We start from the raw sequence: 3,751 nt of genomic DNA on the forward strand, positions 1-3,751 counted from the left end.
CGACTCAAAAGAATATTCAATCGGACTAGAAGAGGTTAAAATCGCCCTTCCTTTACCTCCTAATTCCTCTTGAATGTTAAGTTCCCCTTTGATTGGCATTCCCTGAACCAATGCTCCGCTAAAACAGCAGTCGAGAATAATTATCTGCCTTTGGGAACGACTATCTGTGATGTACTCTTGAAGTTTACTTGCCGCTAAAGCTGTTGCACGACGAAAATCTCCATTCTGATCACGCCCAGTTTCTCTTGTACTTAGAAAAAATCTAGCATTTTGAGCTTTAAGTCCATGCCCAGAAAAATATAAAAGCACCAAATCATCTCGCTGTCGATTAGCAAATAAATCCTCAACTGCTTTTTCCATGCTCCCTTTGTCTGGGTTAGGCAAAACTTTAACCTGATCAAAGGCTCCCATGTCTGGATGCTCTAATACTCGGCGCATTGCTTCAACGTCTAGAATGGCACTAGAAATTGGGCGCAATCCTTCGGAATACTCGCTCACACCAATTAACAAAGCAAATTTTGCCATAATACCTTCTTTAACCTGAGATAAAGTCTTGAGCCGCTTTAATAGCTATTTCCAATTCTTCTCGACTGTGAGCCTTAACCGTCAACTTGCGACCATTGGCCTCTACCGACAATTCTATCGGTTTACCTCCCAAGCGATCGCCCAGAAACCCTAACAACTTTTTCCCATTAGCGGGGTTAACTTCGGTCATTAACATTCCTCCCAAAAAACCGCCCAACGACTTATTACCTTCAGGGGGATTGGGATCAAGAATGCGTTTAACCGATTCAACTTCATCTGCCTGTTGTAGTTCTGTTAGTAATACTTGGGCCTGTTCGTCGCGTTCTTCAGGCTCCAGGTTAGGATCGTTAAAAGCGATCACCAATTTAATCGTAGATTTGTTACTCATAGGAAGTTGAGTTGAAATAATATAGGATAATACTAATCTTACTGAATTATGCAAATTTTACCATATACCATCTGAAATCTAAATAAGTGATCCCATTTTCATACTGCCCCTTGCCGAGTGCAGATTTCTTCACTGATGTTGTGCTGTTGCTGAACATAGAAGATCGATTTTTCAAGCTGCTCCAAGAAATCATAACAATTATTGTGTGTTGGGTTTCGTTCCTCAACCCAACCTACTACTACTACAGGCTAATGGCGATAATTCCGCTAGAAAGTATGAGAATGTGTCTGACATTCCTGACAGGGGGTGAGTATTGGTATCATGATTAAAAGTAAGGATATAGATAGGGTTTGCGGCAAAAAGTAGGGGCGAAGCATTCGGATAGAAAATCTACGGTTTCACCGATAGGTTATTGCCCGAATGCTTCGCCCCTACAGGACGCGGGCCGATGAAGACGCAAGGTTTTGAACGACGATTCTCTCAAAATTTGCACCTGTTTCGCTCGTAAAGCCACAAAACTCTTACCTTGCCTACATTTCACATTTATTCAGCAAACCCTAGATATAACTTAATCCATCGCTTTTCTTGATTGAGATTAAACTAATGTTTGTGTTGTTAATCAGTGAGGTAAACTAATGACTACAGTTGAATTAAAACAAGCCAAAAATCAACTTAATGAGTTATTGGAATCTGTACTTAAAGGTGAAGAAATTATCATCACAGAAAATAATGAACCTGTAGTTAAATTAAGTCCTGTAAAGTTAGCCAAGAAACCACCGCTTCAACCGAGAAGTGCTGCGGGAAAAGTTGTGATAGCCGATGATTTTGATGCCCCTTTAACTGATTTTGAAGATTATCAATAATTAGGCTCAAATTTTTAATAAATACTTATGTATTTCTTTGGTATGTCACTAATAATAAACAATGGAGAGACAACCATAAAATTATGATTAATGAAAAAGAAAATCTAGTTTATCTTAGTTAAGGTAGTTTTGGGAAAATGACGATAAAATATAGTCTGGAAAAATTAACTTTTGATTCACCTTTTCGAGAATTTATTGAGTCACAAATTCAGAGCAATGATTGGCAAATTTTGCCCCTTAATTTACTACATTTTGAACGAGTAGTGCAATTGCCTGTTCAGCATTGTAGTAGATATGTAGGGGGTAAGTTCGGTTATATTACTGGCTCTTCTCGTTTCTGTAGCACCGCTAGAACCACTGAGAACAGAGGACATCACTTTTGTGCAATTCCTGTAAACGGTTGAATAAAACCATCCACACCGACAAAGGAGGTGAGGGGCGACCAGTTTAAAATATCCTCTAAAATTGATTGATAGCCTTGCACATTGGGATGAAGTCCATCTTCCATTAATCTTTCTTGACACCACAGATCGCCCCGGTCCATCCAGAGATCAAATAAATCGAGATAGGGAATATTTTGCTCTAGACAAGCTTGTTTAGTGGTTTCTTTAAAAGAATACTGATCGCGATGGTTGAAGTAAAAGCAATCTAAAAAGGGCATTTTCCGCTCATCCACGGGAATCATACCTATAAACAAAACCGGGCAAAGAGAACGGGCCCGGCCGAGTAAATGTTCAATTTGAGTTTGAAAAAGATCGTGATCGGTATAAGTACGACCATCGGGCCGGCCTAAACGGGCTGTATCATTAACACCGACGGAGAGAAGAATCAGGTCGGGAAGACGATTGCGAATTTCTCCCCTGAGACGAAATTCCTGTTCTAAACGTTCGGACACTTGTACCACTCGATCGCCGCGAATACCCAAATTATACAGGGCATGACCAGCACTTTCCATCCACAAACGACGTAGGCGCTCGGCCCAACCGCCACCCACGGGGTCGCCATAGCCATAAACAAGGCTATCACCTAAAGCGACGATTTTGAGGGGATGGGGCATGATTAGGCCTTTGTCTTTAGTAGGTAAACGAGAAAGAGTTTGCATGATCGCTCGATCGAATCGGTTGTCCTTTACACTTGTAAACGAATTTGGTTAAACTGTCCGTGTATTATACTACATTAGAAATTTTTTCCTGCCAGTTAACTCATCTGATATCAGCCAAGCACCGGCACTGACCAGTATAAAGCAGCCCGATGATCATTGCTTGCCTCCGAGTCATTTCTGGGCTAAATCTACTATAAAATTTATCTTAAATGTCGGGGTGAAGACCCTCGGTTTTACCGACGGGATGAAACCCCGACCAGTATAGAAACAGCGAAGCACAACTAAAACTCTGCTGTTTTAAGATAATTTGTGCTAAAGTGAAAGCAAGCGGAAAATCAGATGTGTAGTCGTGGCACGCGAACTGACCGTTGTAAAAAGGCTAGTGTCACCAACTCAAAAAGGTTGCCCCAATACCTCACTGCCCTCTAACAAAAAATATGGCATAGGTGGGAGATAAAAATAATCAAATAGGGTAGGGCATACCCGAATTTAAGCTTGGGGAGTAGTCCACAAGAGTGCTTGCCTTATAGGTGTAGTCGGACTAGACATGAAAATGTAAGACCAAAATTAGCATTGCTAGTAGAGGCAAGATTCAGCCCAAGAATCCCTCGGTTTTACCGATGGGAGTGTCAAGATTAAACCCTAGATAACTCGATGACTACTCGTTTACAACGCGCGGTTCAAGACCGAGAATTTTTGATTACAGCCGAGATTACCCCCCCGAAAGGGGGGAATGCCAGTCATATGCTAGAAATGGCCCTCTGGCTAAAAAATCGCGTTCATGCGGCTAATATTACCGATGGCAGTCGCGCCGTAGTGCGAATGTCCTCTCTGGCTGCCTCCGCTATTCTCTATCAACACGACATCGAACCC

4 protein-coding genes and 1 pseudogene are annotated in these 3,751 nt (G+C 41.7%); 2 read left to right on the plus strand and 3 right to left on the minus strand.

What is annotated here, in order from left to right; translation table 11 throughout:
• Together PX481_RS22890 and PX481_RS22895 are read right to left on the minus strand one after the other, a co-directional pair.
• A partial coding sequence (locus PX481_RS22890; protein WP_288096230.1) for a caspase family protein occupies positions 1-525 on the minus strand: 525 nt, incomplete at its 3' end.
• Positions 526-535: 10 nt separating this feature from the next.
• Positions 536-913, minus strand: coding sequence for a hypothetical protein (locus tag PX481_RS22895; RefSeq protein ID WP_288096233.1), 378 nt, complete (start codon positions 911-913; stop codon positions 536-538).
• A gap of 635 nt (positions 914-1,548) precedes the next feature.
• Here PX481_RS22895 and PX481_RS22900 point away from each other — a divergent pair.
• Positions 1,549-1,776, plus strand: coding sequence for a type II toxin-antitoxin system Phd/YefM family antitoxin (locus PX481_RS22900; protein WP_288096235.1), 228 nt, complete (start codon positions 1,549-1,551; stop codon positions 1,774-1,776).
• Positions 1,777-2,149: 373 nt separating this feature from the next.
• Here the strand turns inward: PX481_RS22900 and PX481_RS22905 are convergent, their stop codons facing one another.
• Positions 2,150-2,878 carry a GDSL-type esterase/lipase family protein gene (locus tag PX481_RS22905; protein ID WP_288096238.1) on the minus strand — a complete coding sequence of 243 codons (729 nt, stop codon included), beginning with the start codon at positions 2,876-2,878 and terminating at the stop codon, positions 2,150-2,152.
• Between the two features lie 654 nt (positions 2,879-3,532).
• Between PX481_RS22905 and PX481_RS22910 the strand changes: the two are divergent.
• Positions 3,533-3,751, plus strand: a pseudogene (locus PX481_RS22910) (methylenetetrahydrofolate reductase); the annotation flags it as partial.

It is taken from the genome of Microcystis sp. M53603_WE2, assembly GCF_030065435.1.

Excerpts from the sequence above, each read along its gene's own strand:
- PX481_RS22895 (WP_288096233.1), bottom strand. The coding sequence starts at position 913 with ATGAGTAACAAATCTACGATTAAATTGGTGATCGCTTTTAACGATCCT.
- PX481_RS22900 (WP_288096235.1), top strand. The coding sequence starts at position 1,549 with ATGACTACAGTTGAATTAAAACAAGCCAAAAATCAACTTAATGAGTTA.
- PX481_RS22905 (WP_288096238.1), bottom strand. The coding sequence starts at position 2,878 with ATGCAAACTCTTTCTCGTTTACCTACTAAAGACAAAGGCCTAATCATG.